The organism is Micromonospora sp. MW-13, from assembly GCF_003434305.1.
Lineage (GTDB): Bacteria > Actinomycetota > Actinomycetes > Mycobacteriales > Micromonosporaceae > Micromonospora.
In genome coordinates this window covers 1-20,097 of sequence record NZ_QKKX01000016.1, presented here as the reverse complement: position 1 = coordinate 20,097, position 20,097 = coordinate 1, and the positions used below count along the sequence as shown (strand labels likewise).

General features: G+C 75.8%; 16 protein-coding genes. 7 read left to right on the top strand and 9 right to left on the bottom strand.

The features are described 5' to 3' along the window. Positions 1-58 precede the first annotated feature (58 nt). From C5N14_RS11235 to C5N14_RS11225, 3 genes are read left to right on the top strand one after another with little or no spacing between them, the layout of a single operon-like run. Positions 59-670 (top strand): allophanate hydrolase subunit 1, encoded by a 612-nt coding sequence (locus tag C5N14_RS11235; RefSeq protein WP_117668038.1) that lies wholly within the window; start codon positions 59-61, stop codon positions 668-670. Next, the gene (locus tag C5N14_RS11230) at positions 667-1,545 is read left to right on the top strand and encodes a biotin-dependent carboxyltransferase family protein (RefSeq protein WP_117668037.1); all 879 of its coding nucleotides are present in this window, start codon (positions 667-669) and stop codon (positions 1,543-1,545) included. Before C5N14_RS11235 ends, C5N14_RS11230 begins: the two co-directional genes overlap by 4 nt. Beyond that, complete coding sequence (locus C5N14_RS11225; RefSeq protein ID WP_117668036.1) at positions 1,529-2,278, top strand: LamB/YcsF family protein; 750 nt, start codon at positions 1,529-1,531, stop codon at positions 2,276-2,278. The genes C5N14_RS11230 and C5N14_RS11225 overlap by 17 nt, the downstream gene beginning before the upstream one ends. An 87-nt stretch (positions 2,279-2,365) precedes the next feature. Here the strand turns inward: C5N14_RS11225 and C5N14_RS11220 are convergent, their stop codons facing one another. The 6 genes from C5N14_RS11220 to pdhA form a co-directional block, all read right to left on the bottom strand. Further along, positions 2,366-4,204 (bottom strand): NHL domain-containing thioredoxin family protein, encoded by a 1,839-nt coding sequence (locus C5N14_RS11220; RefSeq protein WP_117668035.1) that lies wholly within the window; start codon positions 4,202-4,204, stop codon positions 2,366-2,368. A 548-nt stretch (positions 4,205-4,752) separates the two neighbouring features. Further along, a complete protein-coding gene (locus tag C5N14_RS11215; RefSeq protein WP_117668034.1) occupies positions 4,753-7,716 on the bottom strand; it encodes a hypothetical protein in 2,964 nt (987 codons plus the stop codon). Positions 7,717-8,058: 342 nt separating this feature from the next. Next, positions 8,059-8,196, bottom strand: a complete 138-nt coding sequence (locus tag C5N14_RS32080; protein ID WP_165878079.1) for a hypothetical protein — start codon at positions 8,194-8,196, stop codon at positions 8,059-8,061. Positions 8,197-8,417: 221 nt separating this feature from the next. After that, complete coding sequence (locus C5N14_RS11210; protein WP_117668033.1) at positions 8,418-9,869, bottom strand: dihydrolipoamide acetyltransferase family protein; 1,452 nt, start codon at positions 9,867-9,869, stop codon at positions 8,418-8,420. A 5-nt stretch (positions 9,870-9,874) separates the two neighbouring features. Continuing rightward, on the bottom strand, positions 9,875-10,864 hold the full coding sequence (locus C5N14_RS11205) for an alpha-ketoacid dehydrogenase subunit beta (protein ID WP_117668032.1): 990 nt from the start codon (positions 10,862-10,864) through the stop codon (positions 9,875-9,877). Continuing rightward, entirely contained in the window at positions 10,864-12,045 is a 1,182-nt protein-coding gene (gene pdhA / locus C5N14_RS11200; protein ID WP_117668031.1) for a pyruvate dehydrogenase (acetyl-transferring) E1 component subunit alpha, read from the bottom strand. Before pdhA ends, C5N14_RS11205 begins: the two co-directional genes overlap by 1 nt. Before the next feature lie 502 nt (positions 12,046-12,547). Between pdhA and C5N14_RS31730 the strand changes: the two genes are divergently transcribed. Together C5N14_RS31730 and C5N14_RS11190 are read left to right on the top strand one after the other, a co-directional pair. Continuing rightward, a complete protein-coding gene (locus C5N14_RS31730) occupies positions 12,548-13,264 on the top strand; it encodes a hypothetical protein (RefSeq protein ID WP_128763558.1) in 717 nt (238 codons plus the stop codon). Between the two features lie 70 nt (positions 13,265-13,334). After that, positions 13,335-13,967, top strand: a complete 633-nt coding sequence (locus C5N14_RS11190; protein ID WP_117668112.1) for a phosphatase PAP2 family protein — start codon at positions 13,335-13,337, stop codon at positions 13,965-13,967. A gap of 132 nt (positions 13,968-14,099) precedes the next feature. On the opposite strand, the gene C5N14_RS11185 is transcribed toward C5N14_RS11190, so the two are convergent. Continuing rightward, a complete protein-coding gene (locus C5N14_RS11185; protein WP_117668029.1) occupies positions 14,100-14,783 on the bottom strand; it encodes an NUDIX domain-containing protein in 684 nt (227 codons plus the stop codon). Positions 14,784-14,857: 74 nt separating this feature from the next. Here C5N14_RS11185 and C5N14_RS11180 point away from each other — a divergent pair, with 74 nt between their 5' ends. Together C5N14_RS11180 and C5N14_RS11175 are read left to right on the top strand one after the other, a co-directional pair. After that, positions 14,858-15,955, top strand: a complete 1,098-nt coding sequence (locus tag C5N14_RS11180; protein ID WP_117668028.1) for an SPFH domain-containing protein — start codon at positions 14,858-14,860, stop codon at positions 15,953-15,955. Next, complete coding sequence (locus C5N14_RS11175; RefSeq protein WP_117668027.1) at positions 15,952-16,863, top strand: hypothetical protein; 912 nt, start codon at positions 15,952-15,954, stop codon at positions 16,861-16,863. Before C5N14_RS11180 ends, C5N14_RS11175 begins: the two co-directional genes overlap by 4 nt. Before the next feature lie 211 nt (positions 16,864-17,074). On the opposite strand, the gene C5N14_RS11170 is transcribed toward C5N14_RS11175, so the two are convergent. Together C5N14_RS11170 and C5N14_RS11165 are read right to left on the bottom strand one after the other, a co-directional pair. Next, positions 17,075-18,292, bottom strand: a complete 1,218-nt coding sequence (locus tag C5N14_RS11170; RefSeq protein WP_117668026.1) for a hypothetical protein — start codon at positions 18,290-18,292, stop codon at positions 17,075-17,077. A gap of 52 nt (positions 18,293-18,344) precedes the next feature. Beyond that, positions 18,345-20,036 carry a GTPase gene (locus C5N14_RS11165; RefSeq protein ID WP_117668025.1) on the bottom strand — a complete coding sequence of 564 codons (1,692 nt, stop codon included), beginning with the start codon at positions 20,034-20,036 and terminating at the stop codon, positions 18,345-18,347. Between the last annotated feature and the right edge of the window lie 61 nt (positions 20,037-20,097).

Below are 20,097 nucleotides of genomic sequence, written 5' to 3'. Positions count from 1 at the left end.
CACGGAATCGGCGGGTCCGATGCCCCTGGCCCTCCGCCGGATCGGGAATCATGACGGGATGCGGATCCGACCCGTCGGCGCGAACGCCCTGCTGCTCGACTGCGACGACCCCGACCAGGTCGAGTCGTGGCGCGCCGAGTTGTGGCGTCGCCGGGCAGCCGGCGAGCTGACCGCCGTCGAGATCGTCCCGGCGGCCCGTACCGTGCTGCTCGACGGGGTGCCCGACCCGGCCCGGGCCGCCGCGCTCGTCGCCGGCTGGACGCCCCGGCCCGCCGACGCCGCCGCGCCCAGCGACGAGGTCGATGTCCCCGTCGGGTACGACGGCGCGGACCTGCCCGCCGTCGCCGGCCACTGGGGGGTGGACGTGACCGAGGTGGTCGCCCGGCTCACCGGCACCGAGTTCCGGGTCGCCTTCTGCGGGTTCGCGCCCGGGTTCGCGTACCTGACCGGGCTGCCGGCGCAGTGGGCCGTACCCCGGCTGTCGACCCCCCGGCCCCGGGTGCCGGCCGGCTCGGTCGCCCTGGCCGGCCCGTACGCCGGGATCTACCCCGGCGCGTCGCCCGGCGGCTGGCTGCTGGTCGGCCGGACCGACCTGACCCTGTTCGACGTGCGCGCCGACCCGCCGGCCCGGCTCAGCCCGGGCACCCGGGTCCGCCTGGTGGCCAGGTGAGCGCCCGACCCGCCGGTCCGGCGGGCCGGATCGAGGTGCTCCGGGCCGGCGCGCTCACCACCGTGCAGGACCAGGGGCGGCCCGGCTGGGCGCACCTCGGCGTGCCCCGGTCCGGGGCGCTCGACCCGATGGCGCTGCGGCTGGCCAACCGCCTGGTCGGCAACCCGGAGGCCGCCGCCGGCCTGGAGATCACCCTGACCGGCTGCGCGCTGCGGCTGACCCGGGCCGGCACGGTCGCGATCACCGGCGCGGACGTCGACGTCCGGGTCGGCGACCGGCCCGGCGACGTGGGCCGGCCCCTCGCGGTCCCGGCCGGGACGGTCGTGCGGGTCGGCCCGGCCCGCGCCGGGCTGCGGAGCTGGCTCGCGGTGGCCGGCGGGATCGCCGTCGCACCGGTGCTCGGCAGCCGGTCCACCGACACGCTCTCCGGCCTCGGGCCGCCCGCGCTACGCGACGGCGACACCCTGCCGCTCGGCGCCCCGGCCGGCGACCCCGCGCCGGTGGACGGCACCGTCGGCCGCCCGGCCCCGGTCGAGCTGCTTCTCGGGCTGCGCCCCGGCCCCCGGGACGACTGGTTCACCCCGGCCGCGCTCGACCTGCTGCTCGGCACGGCGTACACGGTGAGCGCGGTGAGCAACCGGGTCGGCGCGCGACTGGTCGGCGCGCCGCTGCCCCGCGCGGTGGCCGGGGAACTGCCCAGCGAGGGCATCGTGCTGGGTGCGGTGCAGGTGCCCGCCGACGGCCAGCCGCTGATCTTCCTCGCCGACCATCCGACCACCGGCGGCTATCCGGTCGTCGGGGTGGTGGACGACGTGACCGGACTCGCGCAGGCCCGCCCAGGTACTACGGTGAGGTTCCATGGACCTCAACGCTGACCTCGGCGAGGGTTTCGGCATCTGGCGGCTCGGCGACGACGAGGCGCTGCTGGACCTGATCACCTCGGCCAACGTCGCCTGCGGCTTCCACGGCGGCGACCCGTCCACCATGCGCCGGGTCTGCGCCGCCGCCGCCGAGCGCGGGGTCACCGTCGGCGCCCAGGTCGGCTACCGCGACCTCGCCGGCTTCGGCCGGCGGCACATCGCGTACGCCTTCGCCGACCTGCGCGACGAGGTGATCTACCAGCTCGGCGCGCTCGACGCGTTCTGCCGGGCGTTCCGCATCCAGGTCCGGTACCTCAAGCCGCACGGCGCGCTCTACCACGCGGCGGCGGTCGACGAGTCGCAGGCCGCCGCGCTGGTCGCCGCGATCAACGACTACGACCACGAGCTGCCGGTGCTCTGCGCGCCCGGCTCGGTGCTCGCCCAGCTCGCCACCGGGGCGGGCATCCGGGTGGTCGCCGAGGGATTCGCCGACCGGGGTTACCTGCCCAACGGCACGCTGGTGCCCCGCACGGCCCTCGGCGCGCTGGTCACCGACCCCGAGCGGGTGGCCGAGCGGGCCGTCCGGATGGCCACCGAGCGGACCGTGATCGCGGTCGACGGCAGCGTCGTTCCCTGCCCGGTCGAGTCGATCTGCCTGCACGGGGACACCCCGGGCGCGGTGGCGTCCGCCGCCCTGGTGCGGGCCGCGCTCATCGACGCGGGAGTCACCCCCACCCCGTTCAGGTGAACGGGCCGGGCCCGCCGGACCCCGGTCCGGCGCGGGACGAGCCGGCGGAACCGCGCCGGTGCAGCGGGGCCGGTGGGTGGGCGGCGGTCAGGCGTCCAGGCCGCGCAGGACCAGCGGGAGCCGGGCCGCGGCACCCTCGACCACCCGGACGGGCACGCCCCAGTCCTGCCGGGTCAGGTGACAGGCCGCGTGCTCCACGTCGGCGTCGCAGGTCGCCGCCTGGGCGGTCACCTGGAGCACCCCGCCGGCCACGGCGTCGTTGACCACCAGCCGGCGGGACAGCTCGGTGCCGGTGCCCGCCCCGTCCAGCAGCAGCTCCGGCGGGGACGCCGAGACCACCAGCCGGGTCGACGGACCGTACGTCTCGTCCAGTTTCTGCCCCGGAGCCGGGGTGAAGACGATGTCGAGGGTGACCTCGCCGGGCGCCACGTCCGTCGGCCTCCGTTCGGTGCGGTGCCGGGGGCCGTCGACCGTGCTCGCCCCGGCCGCCGACAGCGCGCCCGGTGCCAGCCGGGTCAGCCGGTGCGCCGCCGACTCGACCACCAGCACCCCGCCGTCGGCGGTCAGCACCACGTCGCTCGGCTCGGCCAGCCCGTCGGCGACCGTGGACACCTGGCCGGACCCCGGGTCGAACCGCCGGACCGCACCGTTGTAGGTGTCGGCGACCAGCACCGAGCCGTCCGGCAGCGCGCAGACGCCCAGCGGGTGCTGGAACAGCGCCCGGTCGGCCGGCCCGTCCACGTGGCCGAAGTCGAACAGCCCCTGCCCGACGGCGGTGCCCAGGACGCCGTTCTCGACGTACCGGACCGCGCTGGTCTCGCTGTCGGCGATCCACAGCCGCGCGCCGTCGGTCGACACCGACAGGCCGGACGGCTGGGCCAGCCACGCCTCGGCCAGCGGGCCGTCGCGCAGCGCCTCGACCGTCGTGCCGGCATACATCCCCGCCGTGCGCCGGATCGGGTCGAACCACCAGAGCTGGTGGATGCCGGCCATCGCGACGATCACCTTGTCGTCGTACCAGGCCAGGTCCCAGGGGGAGGAGAGGTCGACCGAGAGCGCGTCGTGGGCGTGGTCGTCCACCGTGGAGCGCCACTGCCGGCCGGTGCCGGCGACGGTGACCACCTCGCCGGTGCCCAGCTTCACGCCGCGCAGCAGGTGATTGACGGTGTCCGCGACGACCAGGTCGTACCCGGCCACCTCGGCCACGTGCTCCGGCAGCCGGCACAGCCCCTGCGGCTCCGAGAACGCGGCGGCGCCGGCCGGGCCGTCGGCCCGCCCCCGGTCGCCCGAGCCGATCCGGCGGACCAGCGTCTCGCCGTCGGGGGCCAGCTCGACCAGGGAGTGCCGGGCCGAGTCGGAGACCAGCAGGTTCCCGCCGTCGAGCGGGACGGCCTTGCCGGGGAAGCGCAGGGTGGTCTCCGGCTCGACGGGCGGCACGTACGGGCCGTCGCCCCGGTGCAGGGTGCCCTTCGCCTCGTGGGTGGCGACCAGCTCGTCCACCAGTCGGGCCAGCCCTTCGGCGTGGCCCTCGCCGGCCATGGTGGCCACCACGTAACCCTCGGGGTCGATCACCGCGAGGGTCGGCCAGGCCCGGGCCGCGTACTGCTGCCACATGTCCAGCTCGGGATCGTCGAGGACGGGATGGTGCACGCCGTACCGCTCGACGGCGGCGGCGAGGGCGGCCGGGTCCTTCTCGTGCTCGAACTTCGGCGAGTGGACGCCGACGACCACCAGCACGTCGGCGTACTTCTCCTCCAGCGGGCGCAGCTCGTCGAGCACGTGCAGGCAGTTGATGCAGCAGAAGGTCCAGAAGTCCAACAAGACGCAGCGCCCTCGAAAGTCCTGCAACGTCAGGTTCTGTCCACCCGTGTTGAGCCATTGCCGGCCCCGCAGCTCGGGGGCACGTACGCGCGGTGTCGTTCCCATATCTGTCAGCCTGCCATGTCACGTTGGAGCTGGCCGGACGCCGTCCGCTTCGACCACACCGCCTTCGTCGACCCCGAGGCGTAGCGGTTGGCCGAGACCGCGGCCGAGGAAGCGTCGCAGATGTGTAACGCAACAAGGGCACTCACCCGGCGCGGGATCGGGCCGGCGGCCAGCCGGTACTATCGGCGCTTCGCGGTAGGCATGGTCTCCTCGGGGGCCTTCGGACAGCCGGCGGTACCGGTACGGTGCGCGGCATGGGTGCAATCAAGCCGTGGCACATCGCCACGCTGTGCTGTCTTGTCACGTCCGTCGCGCTCGTGGGCGGCCTGGTCTGGTTCCTGGTTACGCGGGCAAACCGCCGCTAGCCGGGGCTTCAGGTCCAGCCCACCGCAACCCCGTCCGCTCCGGGCCCGTACTCGTGCGCTCATCCCCAGCCTGTCCGACGGGACCGCCCGCTCGGCCAACACCCCGCGCGGCCCGGGTCACACCCGGCGGCGTACGACGGGGGCGGGGCCACGGTGGTCCGTGGCCCCGCCCCCGGGAATCCGCTACTTGGTGGACGGCTTCAGGCAGAGCACCTTGTTCGGCACGTCGCCCTGGAGCATGACGTACGGCTGGGCCGGGTCGGCGCACTTCTCCTTGGCGTCGACCTTCGACACCACCGTGAAGACGCCGGCGTCGCCGCAGGTCGCCGATGTCGCGTTGCCGCCAACCTGCTTCACGCAGGAGCCGACCGCCGGGTCGAAGGCCGGCGTCTTGCCACCGCCGACCTTGCCGAGCAGCATGAGCAGGCCGAGCGGGACCGCGAGGATCAGCACGGCGGCCACCAGTACGACGGCCAGCACCCGGCCGTTGCGCACCTTCGGCACCGGCGCCTCGGTCTTCTGCTCGGCTGCGTCCGGCTTGAACGCGTCGAACCGGCCCTGCTCGGACTCCGCGTCCCAGGACGAGCCGGACTGCTGGCCCTGCGGCGGGAAGCCGCCCTGGGCCGGCTCGCCGAACGGGGCGGGGCCGTGCCCCTGCACGGCGGTGCCGCCGCTGACCTGGGTGGCCGGGCCGCCGAACTGGTCACCCGGCCGGTCGCCGTCGTGCGGCCGGACGCCGTTCACGGGCCGGTTACTGGCCGACGGGTCCACGAAGGACGGCACGCCGGGCGGGAACGTGGGCGGAACTGCCGCCGCCGCGGCGGCCGGCCTGTCGCCGTACCCGTGCTGCCCGTCGGGCTCGTCGAAGCGCTGCGGCCCCCGATCGTCGAACCGCTGCGGCGGGCCCGGCTCGTCGAACCGGCTTTGCGGGCCGGGCTCGTCGAAGCGTCCCTGCTGCCCCGGCTCGTCGAACCGTCCCTGCGGGCCTGGCTCTTCGAAGCGGTGCGGCGGGTTGGGGTCGGGGTGGAAACCGTGCTGCTCTGCCTGCTCCGGCTCCTCGGCCGGCTCGGGGCGGGTGGGCCGGCCGTACACCCGGGGCTGCGGCGCGGGCGCTCCGCCGGGCAGCAGGGCCTGGTCGGGCGGGGGCATGACTCGGCTGGCCAGCGGCACGGACGCGCTCGCCGAGATGCTGCCCGCCGCCGGCTCCCCCGTCTCGGGCAGGGATACGGCCGCCCGGGCGGACGCCTGGCCCTCCGGCGACAGCCGGGGAGCGGGCACGACCGGGCCGGCCGGAGACTGCGGCTCCTCGACGCGGCCCCAGCCGTTGTCGGCTCCCGCCGGCTCCGGCTCGTAGGCCGGCGGCCCGCCCTCGCGGCCGGCCGGCTCGACGGCCGGCTGGACCTGGGGAGGGAACTGGGTCGGCGGGGCGGCGGCCAGGCTGGCACCGGGCACCCGCTGCTCCTGCGGCGGTAGCGGGACGGCGTTGGCCGGCGAGATCCCCGGAGCCGGGGCCGGCTGGTACAGCGGCCGGTCCTCCGACCGCTCGGACTCCCAGCCGTTGCCGGCCGGCTGCGGCGCGGCGGGCTCCGCCTCGGCGGAGCGTCCCCACGCCTCGCCCGGTGCCCACGGCTCGACGTCCGGCACAGCGGGCCGCTCGGTCCGGTCCGGTGCGGGCCACTGCTGCTGGTTCTCCGCCGGCGTGCCCCACGAGGGCGGTCCGTCCACGCCGACGGTGGCGGTGGCCCGGGCCGGCGGGACCGACGTCGGCTCGGCCGCTGCCCAGTCCGGGACGGCCGGCCGGTCCTCCTCCTGCTGCTGCGGCACGGACGCCGCGCCCCACGCGCCGGGCTGGGCCGGCCCGTCCGCACCGGCCCAGGCGGGCGGCTGGGACTGGTCGTCGGGCTTACCCTCCGTCGCGGCCCAGCCGTCGGAGCGGGCCGGGTCGTCCTGCCGCCCGCCGACGTTCAAGCCGCCGGAGCGAGCGGGGTCGTCCTGCTGGGCGGAGGGGGAGCCGGTGTTCCAGCCGCCGGAGCGGGCCGGGTCGTCCGGCTGTCCGCCGGCGTTCCAGCCGGAACGGCCAGCTTCGTCGTCCTGTTGGCCGGTGGGGTTCCAGCCGTTGGCGTCGTCCTGGGCGGGCCAGGCGTCCGGGGGTGGGGTGGCCTGGCCGGGGACGCGGGCGGCGCCTCGGGCGGCCGACTCGGCCTGGCCCCACGCGGCGGGCGGCTGCTCGGCCTTGCCGGCGTATGCGACCTGCTCGGCCGGGGCCCAGCCGTCCGGGTGGGCGGGCTCGTCGTCCTGCTGCCGGGTGTTCCAGCCGCCGGAGCGGGCGGGGTCGTCCTGCTGGGCGGAGGGGGAGCCGGTGTTCCAGCCGCCGGAGCGGGCCGGGTCGTCCGGCTGTCCGCCGGCGTTCCAGCCGCCCGGTTGGGCGGGCTGGTCGTCCGGTTGGCCGGTGGGGTTCCAGCCGTTGGCGTCGTCCTGGGCGGGCCAGGCGTCCGGGGGTGGGGTGGCCTGGCCGGGGACGCGGGCGGCGCCTCGGGCGGCCGACTCGGACTGGCCCCACGCGGCGGGCGGCTGCTCGGCCTGGTCGGCCCAGGCCGGCGCCGGCTGTTCGGGCTGGGGTCCCCAGGCCGGCTGGGGCGGACCACCGGCGGAGCCGGGCGGAGTGGGCGGCGCGGTGGCGGCCCAGGCGGGGCCGGGCTGCTCCTCCTGCCTCCAGCCCGGCGTCGGCTGGTCGGCCTGGCCCCAGGCGGGCTGCGGCGTGGCGGCCGGCGGGCCCCACGCGTCCGGCCGGGCCGGCTCCGGCTGCTGGGCCGGCACCTGGGCGGCGCCCCACGCGGCGGTGGGTGGCTGATCGTTCTGCGGTGCGGCGCCCCAGGCCGCCGTCGGCGGCTGGTCACCCTGCGGGGCGGCGCCCCACGCGGCGGTCGGCGGCTGGGCGTTCGGCGGGGCGGCGGCGCCCCAGGCCGCCGTGGCCGGCTGGTCGTTCTGCGCCGTCCAGCCGGGAGCTGGCGGACTCGGCCGGGCCGTGGGGGGCGGGGGCGCCCAGCCCAGGTCCGGGTTGGCGACGCCGTACGGCGCCGGTGCGCCGGTGCCCGGCGACACCTCGTCCGGCTCCTGGCCGGGGTGGTGCGGGCCCTCGGACGTCATCGGTGCGCCTCCTCCATCACATGTCGGCCGCCGATGCCGACGGTGCGTCGGCGTGGGTGCCGGCGCCGCCGGCGGTACCGGCCGTGGGGACTCCCCGCACCGTATCCGGTGACCGCCCGCGGCATCCGGGGAGCACCGGCCGTCACTCCGCGTTGCTGGACCGTGTCGAGCAGCTTCTATCGGCGCGACGGGTTCCGGACGTGCGGATGACGACCGAGCCCCACCGTACCGGGCGGTGCCGCGAGGCGGAATCCCGGTGTCAATCGGTCCGAAACGCCGACGACCCGCCCGGGTTGACCGGGCGGGTCGTCGAACTGGAGGAGGTGAGAAACGTGCGGGGCGTCAGCTCATGTGACGCTGGGCGATGGCGAGAAGCTCGTCACGGACCGCGGGCGAGTTGGCGGAACGCAGCGCGTGCTCGATGGCGCGGGCACGGCGGTTGGCGTCGCGGCGGTTGCGGATTCGCTCGATCATGCTCATCTGGATCTCTCCTCCTGGCTATTCGGTTGTCAGCCCCTGATGCATCCATTGAAGCGCAACGCGGGCGGATAATCCATCGATTCTTAGGTGAGCTGAGACACGGGCTTAAGGATCGAAGGTCAATGGAGCCGTGGACGAGGGTTTTCTTCTACCAACGGCAACGGCCGGTGTGCCGGGCGTTCACCCGTGGCACACCGGCCGTGGCTGGTGTCGGCTAACCGTCAGGTCCAGGCGAGCAGCGCCGCCTCCGGGTCGGCCAGGAAGTCCCCGATGTCGCGGAGGAACTTCGACCCGAGCTCACCGTCGATGATCCGATGGTCGAAGGACAGGCCCAGCGTGGTCACCTGACGCGGCCGGACCTTGCCCTTGTGCACCCAGGGCAGCTCACGGACCGCGCCGAAGGCCAGGATCGCCGACTCGCCCGGGGGCAGGATCGGCGTGCCGGTGTCCACCCCGAACACCCCGACGTTGGTGATCGTCAGGGTGCCGCCGGACATGGCGGCGGGCGAGGTCCGGCCGGCCTTGGCCGTCTGCACCAGGTCGGTCATCGCGTCCGCCAGCTCGCGCAGCGACAGCCGGCCGGCGTCCTTGATGTTCGGCACGATCAGCCCACGCTCGGTGGCCGCGGCGATGCCCAGGTTGACGTAGTCCTTGACGACGATCTCGTCGCCGGCCCACGTCGAGTTGACCATGGGATGCCGCCGCACCGCGAGCAGCACCGCCTTGGCCACCAGCAGCAGCGGCGAGACCCGGACGTCGCGCCACTCCCGCCGGCCGCGCAGCCGGTCCAGGGCCTTCATCGCCCGGGTGACGTCGACGGTCAGGAACTCCGTCACGTGCGGGGCCGTGAACGCCGAGCGGGACATGTTCTCGGCGGTGAGCTTGCGTACCCCCTTGACGGGGATGCGCTGCTCGCGGTCCGCGCCGAAGCTCGCGGCCACCGTGGTCGGTGCTGCCACCGTCAGCGGCTCGGCCGCCGTCGCGCTGCCGCTCGCCGCCCGCTGTACGTCCTCCCGGGTGATCGAGCCCAGCGGCCCCGACCCGGTCACCACGCCGAGGTCGACGCCGAGGTCCCGGGCGAGCTTGCGCACCGGCGGCTTGGCCAGCACCAGCCCGGCCCCGTTGCGTCGATCATGGACCTGGGGTGCCGGGATTGTTGCGATCGAGGCGGGCTTGTCGCCCACCGCAACTCCATGATCGGCGGAGCTGGCGGGGGGCGTGGGGGACGGGACGTCGGCCCTGCGAGGGCGGCGCTTGGCGGCCGTGGTGCGGGGGCCGTAGCCCACCAGGACCGCCGTGCGGCCACCCGGGGCGGGGCCGCCGATCAGGCCCGGCTCGATCGCGCCCTCGCTCGGGGCCACCTCGACCGCCGCCAGCGAGGCCGCCGACGGGGTGTCGGTGGTCGACTCCTCGATCGGGCCGGCGCCCGGGTCGGTGTCGATCGCGATGATCGGCGTGCCGACCTCGACCGTGCTGCCCTCCGGGTGGAAGATCGACCGCACCTGGCCGGCCCACTTCGCCGGGATCTCGACGGCCGCCTTGGCCGTCTCCACCTCGACGATCGGCTGGTTCAGCTCGATGACGTCGCCCACCTTGACCAGCCAGGCGAGGATCTCGCCCTCGGTCAGGCCCTCGCCCAGGTCGGGCAGGTTGAACTCCTTGATCCGCGACATGACGCTCACCAGCCGAAGGTGCGGTCGACGGCGTCGAGCACCCGGTCGAGGTCGGGCAGGTACTCCTCCTCCACCCGGGAGGCCGGGTAGGGGGTGTCGAAGCCGGTCACCCGCAGCACCGGGGACTCCAGGGAGTAGAAGCACTCCTCGGTGATCCGGGCGGCGATCTCCGATCCCAGGCCCAGGTTGCCCGGGGCCTCGTGCACGACCACGCACCGGCCGGTGCGCCGCACCGACTCGTACGCGCCGGTCAGGTCCAGCGGGGAGAGCGTGCGCAGATCGATGACCTCCAGCTCCCGGCCGTCCTCCGCCGCGGCGGTCGCCGCGTCCAGGCAGGTGCGGACCATCGGGCCGTACGCCAGCACGGTCGCGTCCGTGCCGGGCCGCGCCACCCGGGCCGAGTGCAGCGGGTACGCCTGCGACAGCGGCGCGTCCACGTCGACCGGGCCCTTCTCCCAGTAGCGCCGCTTCGGTTCCAGGAAGACGATCGGGTCGTCCGAGGCGATCGCCTGCTGGATCATCGAGTACGCGTCCTGCGGGTTGGCGCAGGTGACGACCTTCAGGCCGGCGGTGTGCGCGAAGTACGCCTCCGGCGACTCCGAGTGGTGCTCGACCGCGCCGATGCCGCCCCCGAACGGGATCCGGATGACCATCGGGATGCGGACCTTGCCCTGCGAGCGGTAGTGCATCTTCGCCACCTGCGACACGATCTGGTCGTACGCCGGGTAGACGAAGCCGTCGAACTGGATCTCGCAGACCGGGCGGAAGCCGCGGATGGCCAGGCCGACCGCGGTGCCGATGATCCCGGACTCGGCCAGCGGGGTGTCGATCACCCGCTGGTCGCCGAAGTCCTTCTGGAGCCCGTCGGTGATCCGGAAGACGCCGCCGAGCTTGCCGACGTCCTCGCCCATGATGACGACCTTCGGGTCGTCCTCAAGGGCCCGGCGCAGGCCGGTGTTGAGCGCCTTGCCGAGGGTGAGTGTCTCAGTGGCCATCAGTGGGCACTCCCCTCGAACGACTCCAGGTAGCGGCTGAACTGCGCCCGTTGCTCGTCGAGCTCGGGGGAACCGTTGGGGTAGACGTGGTCGAACATCGTCGCCGGCTCCGGGTCGGGCATGGCGAGCACCCGCTCGCGCAGGTGCACCGACTCGGTGCGGGCCTGCTCGTCGACGGCGGCGAAGAAGTCCGCGTCGGCGATCTGCTGCCTGGTCAGGAACGCCTTCATCCGGGCGATTGGGTCCTTGGCCTGCCAGGCCTCGACCTCGCTGGCGATCCGGTACCGGGTCGGGTCGTCGGAGGTGGTGTGCGCCCCCATCCGGTAGGTGTACGCCTCGATCAGGCTCGGGCCCTGGCCGTGCCGCGCGTTGTCCAGCGCGTGCCGGGTCACCGCGTACGAGGCGAGCACGTCGTTGCCGTCCACCCGGACGCCGGGGAAGCCGAAGCCGCCGGCCCGCCGGTAGAGCGGAACCCGGGTCTGCCGCTCCAGGGGCTCGGAGATGGCGTACTGGTTGTTCTGGCAGAAGAACACCAGCGGGGCGTTGAAGACGCTGGCCCAGACGAAGGACTCGTTCACGTCGCCCTGGCTGGTGGCGCCGTCGCCGAAGTAGGCGATCACCGCCTCGCCGTCGTCGCCGCCGGTCTTGCCGTCCATGGCGACGCCCATCGCGTACCCGGTCGCGTGCAGGGTCTGCGCCCCGATCACGATCGTGTACATGTTGAACTTGAACTCGTTCGGGTCCCAGCCGCCCTGGTCGACGCCGCGGAACAGGCCGAGCGGCATGATCGGGTCGATGCCCCGGCAGTAGAGCACGCCGTGCTCCCGGTACGTCGGGAAGGCCATGTCCTGGCTGCGCAGCGCCCGGCCGGAGCCGACCTGCGCGGCCTCCTGGCCCAGCAGGCTCGCCCACAGGCCCAACTCGCCCTGCCGCTGCAACGCGGTGGCCTCGGCGTCGAGCTTGCGCACCAGCACGAGGTCGCGGTAGAGCCCGCGGTACTCCTCGTCGGTGAAGTCGACGCGGTACTCCGTCCCGTCCGGGCCCACCGAGGTCTCGACGCGCTCGCCCTCGGGCGTCAGCAGCTGTACGAGTTCCGGGTCGCCGGCAGCCGCCGCGGCTCGCTTGGAACGGGGTGCCGCCCGCCGGCCGCGGGTGGTGACCCCGGGGTCGCCCTTTGCCATCCGTCTCTCCCTGTCGTGTCTGCGTCGGCGCCGGGGGGTGACCCGTCCGCGCAAATCGTGCGCCGGCCCGGCCGGTGCCGGGCTGGTCCTGGCGGCCGCGCCTAGCCCCGGTGAGGGTTGCCGCGCGGCGTGAGCCGGATCCGTGGGACGAACCCGGTTCGGGAGCGCCGGCGCCCAACCGCGCCTGCCGCGGGGTGCGCGGAGGTCGCGGCTGCGTTGCCGTCGTGGTCCATATTCGCAGAGGAGGTGAGGGGCCCCACAGTACGCCCGCCCCAGGTTTCCGGCCGCTGTCGGCTTTGTGGCTCATCAAGGGATTTGTCGTAGGCGGATTCGCAGCCCGGGTAGCGCGGCGGACAAATTGTGTGTCGACACGCTGTGGTGCCTGGTGAACTGGCCGTCACTGGGCCAAGCTGATGATGCCGGGGCGCGCCTTTCGTGGGCTTATGTCCGTTTGTCTCGACGCCCTGCCGCCCGTGACCATGCCCGACGACGAGGAGTGTCCGTGTCCCAGCCAGGTGAGGGTCCGGCCGTTCCGCTGCTCGGTCGGCACCGCGCGGCGGGCGGCTACCGCCGGGTGGTCGGCGCGCACCGCGCCCCCGGCTCCGGCGGCCCCGGTCGGGGCTACCTCTTCACCGTCGCCCTACTCGCCGGCACCGCCTCGATGCCGATCCTCGCCGCCGTCAGCGCGGGCTCGGCCACGATGGGCAGCACGGCGCTGCCGGCCAGCGGCACCCCGTTCATCCCCACCCCGTCCGTCGGCCCGGTGGTCGTCCCGCTGCCCGTGACCGGCCGGCCCACGGCGATCCCGTCCGCCCGGCCGAGTGTGGTCGTGGTGCCGTCGACCGGGCCGGCCGGCCCGGGCCTCGCGCCGCCGGCCCCGGCGGCCGACCCCGACCGGTCCGACCCGGATCCGGTACGCCATCCGCCGCCTGCGGCGCCCATCCCCCCGCCCGCCCCCCGGCCGCCCACGGCACCCCCCTCGCCGACCCCGGCGCCACGCCCGACGCCGGTGCCGTCGCCGACCGACCCGCCGACGCCGGAGCCAACGCCCACGGCCGAGCCCACGGTGACGCTCTCCGGCTCGACGCACCCCTCCCCGCCGGGCGACAGCGAGCCCTCGACCAGCTCGGAGCCGACCACGAGCAGCCCCGGCGCGACCGCCGACCCGGCCGTCCGGCCCGCCCGGCCGGGTGGCACGCTCCCGGGTCGTGGAGCGTGAACCGGATCGGCGGGCAGGCGCGCGGCACCGGCCGGAGCGGGGACCGGCCCGCGCGACCGGGGACGGGGCGCTGAGCGGGCCGGGCCAACCCGCCGAGTCGCCGGTCCCGGCCGCGCCGGCCGGTCCCGGCCGGCGGATTGCCCGGCTGGTCACCGAGCTGACCGCGCCCGCCGTCCTGGTGACTTTGCTGACCGTGGTGGTCGCCTGGCACGGCGCCCGGGGCGGGGCGCACGGGTTGGCGTGGGGGCTGCTCGCCACCGTCTTCGCCAGCGGCATCCCGTTCGCGTACATCCTCGGTGGGGTGCGGCGCGGGCGGCTCACCGACCACCACGTCGGCGTACGCGAACAGCGCCGGCTGCCGCTGCTGTTCGGGCTGGCCTCGGTGGCGGTCGGGTGGGCCCTGCTCGCGGCGTTCGGTGCGCCCCGCCCGCTGCTGGCCCTGGTGGCCGCCGGCGTGGTGGGGCTGGTCGTGGCGGTGACGGTGAGCCACTGGTGGAAGATGTCGATCCACACGGCGGTGGCCGCCGGGGCGGTGGTCGTCCTGGTACTCACCTTCGGCGCCCCGCTGCTGGCCGCCGCGCCGCTGCCCGTCCTGGCGGGCTGGTCCAGGGTGCGGTTGCGCGCCCACACGCGGTCGCAGGTGGTGGTCGGCGGCGCCGTCGGCGGACTGGTCGCCGGGGTCGTGTACGCCGCGCTCGGCTAGCCGCCCGCCCCCGGGGTGGTCCCGGCCCCGCCGCTCGCCCCGGGCCGCCGGGCCGGGGCGCTCCCGGCCCCGCCGCCCGTCGGTCCCTCGACCGGGCCGTCGGGCCGGGCCGGCCACCCGTCGGGCGGGTGCTCAGTGCGGGCGGAGCATCGGCGGGTGCAGGAGGGTGGCCGGGCCGCGCCGGAAGAGCTGTGCGGGCCGTCCCCGCTCGCCCTCCGTGGAGCGGCCGACCGGCTCGACGAAGCCGGGGGTGCCGGTCACCTTCCGGTGGAAGTTACGCGGGTCGAGGTGGGTGCCCCAGACCGTCTCGTAGACCCCGCGCAACTGCGCCACCGTGAACTCGGGCGGGCAGAAGGCACTGGCCAGCGGGGTGTACTCCAGCTTGGCCCGGGCGCGTTCCAGCCCGTCGGCCAGGATCCGGTCGTGGTCGAAGGCGAGCTGACCGGGAGGCAACCGGGCGACCGGCACCCAGTCGGCCGACGCCGCGTCCGAGCCGGCGACCGGGGCGGGCAGGTCGGGCAGGAGCGCCAGCCAGGCCACGGTGACCACCCGGCCGCGCGGATCGCGCTCCGGCCGGCCGTACGAGCCGAGCTGCTCCAGGTGCCCGGCCGGCTCGGGCAGGCCGGTCTCCTCGGCCAGCTCCCGGACGGCCGCGTCGGGCAGGTCCTCGTCGATGCCGACGAAGCCGCCCGGCAGCGCCCAGCGTCCCTCGTACGGGGGGATGCCCCGGCGGACCAGCAGCACGGCCAACTCGCCGGCGCGGACGGTCAACACCACCAGGTCGGCCGTCACGGCGAAGGGGGGGTACTCGCCCATCTCTTTATCACCACCTTGACGATAAGGTACCAGAATGTTTATCGTCTGGGAGACGAAAAAAAGGGGAGGACACCATGGCCGATGTGACGAGGCGACTCTTCCTGCGCCACCTGCGCGGCGCTCCGACCAGTTGGGTGCGGCTGCACGTCGGTGGCCGGGTCCGCCGCGAGGGGGTGGGCCAGTCCTTCTGGTACCGGCCGCTCAACGCGGTGCTCAGCGAGGTGCCGGTCGACGACCGTGAGCTGCCGCTGCTGTTCCACGCCCGGACCGGTGACTTCGCGGACATCACCGTGCAGGCCACCGTGACCTACCGGGTGGCCGACCCGGCACTGGCCGCCGCCCGGCTCGACTTCTCGGTCGACCCGCGCACCGGCAGGCCCCGGGCCCGCCCGCTCGACCAGGTGGCCACCCTGCTCGCCGAGCTGGCCCAGCAACCCGCCCTCGACCTGCTGGCCCGGGTGCCGCTGGCCGAGGCGCTCACCACCATCGCCGGCGTCCGCGAGACGGTCTCCGCCGCGCTGCGCGAGGAGTCCCGGCTGGCCGACGTCGGCGTCGCCGTAGTCAGCGCCCGGGTGGTCGCGATCCGGCCCGAGCCGGAGCTGGAGCGGGCGTTGCAGACGCCGACCCGGGAGGCGGTCCAGGTCGAGGCCGACTGGGCCACCTACGCCCGGCGGGCGCAGGCCGTCGAACAGGAACGCTCGATCGCCGAGAACGAGTTGCAGAACAAGATCGAGCTGGCCCGGCGGGAGCAGCAGCTCGTGGAGCAGCACGGGTCGAACTCCCGGCGCAAGGCCGAGCTGGACGCCGCCGCCGACCTCGCCGCCGCCCAGGGCAAGGCCGAGCGCGAGAAGGTCGCGAACGCCGCCGCCGCCGAGCGGGCCCGGGTGCTCTCCGCCGCCGAGGCCGACAAGGAACGCGTCCTCGCTGCCGCCAAGGCCGACACCGTGCGCGCGGTGGGCCACGCCGAGGCCGAGGCGGAGGCGGCCAAGCTCTCCGCGTACGCGGAACTCCCGCCCGGGGTGCTGCGGGCCCTGACCGTCCGTGACCTGGCCGGGCAGCTTCCCCGGATCGGGCAGCTCACCGTCACCCCCGACCTGCTCACCGACCTGCTCGGGCGGCTGACCGGGCCGGCGGCGACGGCAGCGGTCACGACGCCGGCGGCCGACCGGTGAGCGGCACGCTGACCCCCCGGGTGGTCGTGGTCAGCCGGCGCAGCGAGCTGGACGAGCTGCTGGCCCTGCACGGCACCCGGGCGGCGGCGCAGTGGTACCTGCGGGCGCGTGGGCGGGACCTCGCCGAGGTGGTCGACCGGCACGAGGCCCTCCAGGCGGCGCTGACTGCGGTCGCCGCCGCCGTACCGGCCGACTGGCGGCGCGGGTCGGTCGACCGGAACGACCTCCCCCGGTTCCTCTTCGGCCCCGAGGACGTGCTGGTCGCCGTCGGGCCGGACGGGCTGGTCGCCAACGTCGCGAAGTACCTCGACCGGCAGCCGGTGATCGGGGTCGACCCGGAGCCCGGACGCAACGCCGGTGTGCTGGTCCGCCACCGCGCCGGGCAGGTCGCCGACCTGCTGCCGGCGGTGGCGGCCGGCGCGGCGCGGACCCGGCACCGGGCCATGGTCCGGGCCACCCTCGACGACGGCCAGGAGCTGGTGGGCCTCAACGAGGTGTACGTCGGCCACTCCTCCCACCAGTCCGCCCGCTACCTGCTCACCGTCGCCGACGGCGAGCGGGCCCGGCACGAGCGGCAGTCCTCCTCCGGGCTGGTGGTCGGCACCGGGACGGGGGCGACCGGCTGGTGCGCCTCGATCGCCCGCGCCCGGGCGGGCGCGCCCCGCCCGCCCGTTCCCGAGGAGGCGGCGCTGTGCTGGTTCGTCCGGGAGGCGTGGGCGTCCCCGGTCACCGGCGTCGACCTGACCGCCGGCCGGTTGACCGGGGACGATCGGCTGGAGTTGGTCGCCGAGTCCGACGGCCTGGTGGTGTTCGCGGACGGCCTGGAGAACGACCGGCTCGCCCTGCGCTGGGGTCAGCGGCTGCGGGTCGACGTCGCGCCCCGCCGCCTGGCGCTGGTCGAGCCGTGACCCCGCCGGATCGCCCGGTAGCGACCGCCCGGCAGCGACCGCCCGGTAGCGACCGCCCGGTAGCGACCGCCCGGCAGCGACCGCCCGGCAGCGACCGCCCGGCAGCGACCGCCCGGTAGCGACCGCCCGGTAGCGACCGCCCGGCAGCGACCGCCCGGCAGCGACCGCCCGGCAGCGACCGCCCGGCCGCGACCGCCCGGCCGGGCTCCGCTCAGGCCCCGTCGTCGGCGAGCCGGTGCCGGTTCGCCTCGATCCAGGCGTCCAGGGCGACCGGGTCGTCCGGGTCCACCCCGTCGGCCATGAGCTGGGCCACGGCTGCGGTGGCCGGGCTGCGCCGCTCCCCCGTCGAGTAGAGCCGGGCGAACTCCGGAACCATCTCCTCGATCGCCGTGTCGGTCCGGGTCGCCGCCGCCCCGGGCAGCCCCTTCCGCCGGGCCGCGTACGCCGCCCAGCCGCGCAGTACCCGGGGGAGCATCGCGGCGTCGTCCATGTCGAGCACGGCCCGCCGGTGCACCCAGTCGAGCAGGAACAACTCGGCCACCGTGGGGCTCCACCGCAGCGAATCCGCGTCCGGGAAGCTCGCGGCGTGGTCGAGCAGCAGGCTGAGGCAGAAGTGCAGCGAGGCCAGCCCCGCGTCGTCGGACGGGTCCAGGTCGAACCGGACCGCCTCGGGCGAGGCGAGGAACGCCCGGACCAGGTCGGTCCGCTCGTCGCCGGAGAGCGGCTCGGCGCCCCGGGCGGGACGCGCCGGCGGGGGCAGCAGCGCCAGCCGCGCGCCGGCCAGCGCGCGGTCGGTGGCGAGCGACCCCTCGGCGGGCAGTTCGCCAAGCTCGTCGGTGACCGCCAGGTGCCGGCCGACCTCGCCGTGCATCCGGGCCGGGTCCTCCTCCCGGAACCAGGTCAGCTCGTCGCCGTCGACCATCTCCCGGACCTGGTCGACGATCCGGCCGGCGGGACCGCCGACGAAGATGTCCTTGGTGATCCCGATGTTGTGGTCGACCAGGGCCACCAGCGCGTGCTCCGGGCCACCGGCGGCATCGTCGTAGGCGAAGGTGGCCAGGTAGGAGGTCTGGTCGCCGTACACGTCGCCGTAGCACCAGGTGCCGGTGAGGTGCACCCGGCCGAGCTGCTCGGACCAGGCGGGGGCCTGGGTGCCGGGGTTGACCTTCGCGGTGCCCTCCGCGTCGGGCACCAGGGCGGCGAAGACGGCGCGGATGGTCCTGGCGGCGGCCGTGCGGCGGCGTGCGGTGGCGGCGAGGAATCCGGAGACGAACTCCCGGACGGCCCTCTCCCGGTCGGTCTCCGCGACCGCGTAGACGCTGCCCAGCAGCGCCGCGCCGAGCATCTCCGCATCGAGGGCGGTGTCGAGCCTGGTCACGTCGCGTGCGGCGTGCAGCACCGCGTCGTAGGGGGTCTGAGGCGTGGCCATGCGTCGACCCTACGCCGGGAGGGGAGCCCCGGACAGTGAAGGCTGACCGGGGTCAGCGGCGCCCGGCGTCCTGCAACGCCTGCCTTGCCTGCCCGTACCGGTCGAGCACCGCCCGGACCGGCGTCACCACGTACTCGATGCCGACCGCATCGACGGCGGCGGTGAGTCGCTTCTCGGCCCGGCGGCGGGCCCGGCGGGCCGACCAGCGCACCACCGGGCGGGTCAGCGCGGCCAGCAACAGCCCGGCGAGCAGGCCGCCGAGCAGCAGCACGGTGGGCAGCGGGGCCTCGCCGACCCGCGGGTAGTCCAGTGCCGGCAGGCCGAGGGCGCGCAGCGCGTAGCCGAGGGCCAGCCAGCCGAGGCCGGCCACGGCCGCGACCGTGACCAACCACTGCGCCGCGCCGACGAACCGCCACCACACCGGCCGGCGGTCGATCCCCAGGTCGGCGCCGGCCACCGCGCGGTCCAGCGCGTCCGGCAGGTCGCCCAGCCGGGACCGGGCGGCGGTGGTCACCGCGGTTGCCCAGGGGGCCGGCAGGCCCGCGCCGGACCGGTCGGCCACCGCGCGCACGGCCAGCCCCAGCGCCGAGCGCTGGGCGGCGGTCGGATCCGGTACGGAGGTCGCGGCGACCAGGCTCTCCGCCGGGTCCCCGGCGTCCGCGCCGGCGACCGGGCCGGGCAGGTGCAGCCGGCGCAGCGGGTCGGGGCGCAGCCGCCGCCAACCCCGCACCAGTGGCCAGCCGGTGCTCGCCACGGCCCGGTGCCGGTACGCCCCCTCGACCGCCTCCGCCACCGCCGGCACGCCGGCCGCCCCGGCCAGCGCCCGGCTCAACGGGCCGCCGGCCCCCTCGTCCGGCCCGGCGGCCGGTGCCTCGGCGGCGACCAGCTCGTCCAGCCCGGCGACGACCGCGTCGACGTCCCCGGCGAGGCGCCGCAGCGCGGCCTGCCGCCCGGCGACCGTGCGCTCCAGCGTCCCGCGAAGCTCGACGATCCCAGCCGGGTCGACGGCGGTCGTGGCCAGCAGCGGCACCCCGCCCAGCCCGTCGGCGTCGAGCAGCCGGCGCAGGTCGTCCAGCACCCGGGGCAGCTCCGCCGGGGGCAGCCGGTCGGCCTGGTTGAGCACCACCAGCGTCACGTCCCGGTGCCGGTGGAACTCGCGCAGGTAGCTGGTGTGGATCACCCGGTCGGCGTACTTCTGCGGGTCGACGACCCAGATCACCAGGTCGACCAGGCCGAGCAGCCGGTCCACCTCCAGCCGGTGCGACCGCTGCACCGAGTCGAAGTCCGGCAGGTCGAGCAGCACCAGCCCGTGCAGGGCGGACTCGTCGTCGGCGTCCAGCGCGCTCTCCCGGACGAACCGGTGGCGGGGCAGCACGCCGATCCAGTCGAGCAGCCGGTTCGCCCCGTCCAGCGGGCCCCAGACGCAGGCGTGCGCCACGCCGGTGGTGGGGCGGCGCACCCCGACCGGGGACAGCCCCAGCCGGGCGAGCGCGTTGAACAGGCTCGACTTGCCGCTGCCGGTGGCCCCGGCGAGCGCGACGACGGTGTGGTCGCGGGAGAGCGCCAGCCGGGTGCCGGCCCGCTCGACCAGGGTGTGCGCGGGCACGAGTTGGGCGTCGGGGAGCTGGCCGTCCACCGCGTCGAGGAACCGGCGGACCGCGTCCAGTCGGGCGATCAGTGCGTCCGGATCGACCCGCTGATCACCCCGGAGCGCCTCGCGCAGCCGGCCGGCGATGTTGGTCATCGGGCCCCCTTTTCGTTCGCGACTGCGGGGCTCGCAAGCTCACTCCTCGCGCTCACGGGTG

Coding starts and splice junctions, on each gene's coding strand:
- C5N14_RS11235 (WP_117668038.1), top strand. CDS start 59: ATGCGGATCCGACCCGTCGGCGCGAACGCCCTGCTGCTCGACTGCGAC.
- C5N14_RS11225 (WP_117668036.1), top strand. CDS start 1,529: ATGGACCTCAACGCTGACCTCGGCGAGGGTTTCGGCATCTGGCGGCTC.
- C5N14_RS11220 (WP_117668035.1), bottom strand. CDS start 4,204: ATGGGAACGACACCGCGCGTACGTGCCCCCGAGCTGCGGGGCCGGCAA.
- C5N14_RS11215 (WP_117668034.1), bottom strand. CDS start 7,716: ATGACGTCCGAGGGCCCGCACCACCCCGGCCAGGAGCCGGACGAGGTG.
- C5N14_RS32080 (WP_165878079.1), bottom strand. CDS start 8,196: ATGAGCATGATCGAGCGAATCCGCAACCGCCGCGACGCCAACCGCCGT.
- C5N14_RS11210 (WP_117668033.1), bottom strand. CDS start 9,869: ATGTCGCGGATCAAGGAGTTCAACCTGCCCGACCTGGGCGAGGGCCTG.
- C5N14_RS11205 (WP_117668032.1), bottom strand. CDS start 10,864: ATGGCCACTGAGACACTCACCCTCGGCAAGGCGCTCAACACCGGCCTG.
- pdhA (WP_117668031.1), bottom strand. CDS start 12,045: ATGGCAAAGGGCGACCCCGGGGTCACCACCCGCGGCCGGCGGGCGGCA.
- C5N14_RS11185 (WP_117668029.1), bottom strand. CDS start 14,783: ATGGGCGAGTACCCCCCCTTCGCCGTGACGGCCGACCTGGTGGTGTTG.
- C5N14_RS11180 (WP_117668028.1), top strand. CDS start 14,858: ATGGCCGATGTGACGAGGCGACTCTTCCTGCGCCACCTGCGCGGCGCT.
- C5N14_RS11170 (WP_117668026.1), bottom strand. CDS start 18,292: ATGGCCACGCCTCAGACCCCCTACGACGCGGTGCTGCACGCCGCACGC.
- C5N14_RS11165 (WP_117668025.1), bottom strand. CDS start 20,036: ATGACCAACATCGCCGGCCGGCTGCGCGAGGCGCTCCGGGGTGATCAG.